The following is a 1,295-nucleotide window of genomic DNA, read 5'->3' as shown; positions in this document are numbered from 1 at the left end:
GAGTATGCTCAATAAACTGTGTCAAATATAAAAAATGGATGTTTAAATTTTTTAAATTTGATTATTATGAGCGAACAATTCGATTTTGAGTCTTTCTCTAAGTCAGCCATAGAGAAATTAAAACAAGGTAAACCTTTGACCGGTACAGATGGTGTATTTACGCCGCTTCTAAAAATGATTTTAGAAGCCTCCCTTGATAGTGAAATAAAAGATCATGTACAAGAGACAAAACCTCAAAAAAACAGGCGTAATGGCAAAGGCACGAAAACAATCACAAGTGGTTTAGGAACCTTTGAATTAGAAACTCCCAGAGACCGCAATGGTAGCTTTGAGCCACAGACGGTTCCTAAGCGTCAGGTGAGTATCAGTAGCGATATTGACAAAAAAATCATTGGTTTATATGGTTTAGGAATGAGCTATTCAGATATTCAAAATCATTTAAAGGAAATGTATGATTTTGAAGTTTCAGATGGTACAATAAGCAGCATTACAGACCGAATATTACCTGAGATTAAAGAATGGCAAAATAGACCATTAGAAAGCGTTTATCCCTTGATTTGGCTTGATGCAATGCATTACAAAGTCAGAGACGAAGGTCAAGTTAAGAGTAAAGCTATCTATTCTATTTTAGGCGTTACAATAGAGGGGCAAAAGGAAGTTTTAGGCATCTATTTTGGTAATTCTGAAAGTAGTAGTTTTTGGCGTCAAGTGCTTAATGATTTACAAAATAGAGGGCTAGAAGATGTTTTTATCGCATGTATCGATAACTTATCTGGCTTTGGGGATGCTATTGAAGACTATTACCCCAAAACAGAGGTTCAGCTTTGCCTGGTACATCAAATGAGAAATAGTGCAAAATATGTAACTCATACTGACTTAAGAGAAGTAATGAAGGATTTAAAAGTTGTTTATCAAGCTCCAAGCGAACAAAAAGGACTTGAAGCATTGGAACTTGCAAGAGAAAAATGGAATAAAAAATACCCTGCAATATTTAGGAGCTGGGATAAAAATTGGGACAGACTAGCTAATATTTACAAGTATTCACCTCATTTAAAAAGAATAATGTATACAACAAATCCAATAGAAAGTTATCACAGAATGATCAGAAAAGTAACCAAAACAAAAGGTGCATTCTCTTCAGAAAACGCCATATTAAAACAGGTATACTTAGCTATTATGAACGCACAAACTAGATGGAATGGACAAATTTTTCACTGGTCTGCTATTCAAAATGATTTAAATGCGTATTTTAGTGATAGAATAAAATGAAATGACACAGTTTATTGAACACTCCC

The 1,295-nt window shown here is 34.1% G+C and carries 1 protein-coding gene; it reads left to right on the top strand.

Features of this window, described 5'->3' with window-relative positions; translation table 11 throughout:
- Window positions 1-66 precede the first annotated feature (66 nt).
- The gene (locus IEV15_RS14510; RefSeq protein ID WP_188363259.1) at window positions 67-1,269 is read left to right on the top strand and encodes an IS256 family transposase; all 1,203 of its coding nucleotides are present in this window, start codon (window positions 67-69) and stop codon (window positions 1,267-1,269) included.
- The last annotated feature ends 26 nt before the right edge of the window (window positions 1,270-1,295 follow it).

Origin of the sequence: Flavobacterium orientale, from assembly GCF_014638005.1 — a bacterium.
GTDB lineage: Bacteria > Bacteroidota > Bacteroidia > Flavobacteriales > Flavobacteriaceae > Flavobacterium > Flavobacterium orientale.
This window is presented reverse-complemented; position numbering and strand designations above follow the sequence as displayed.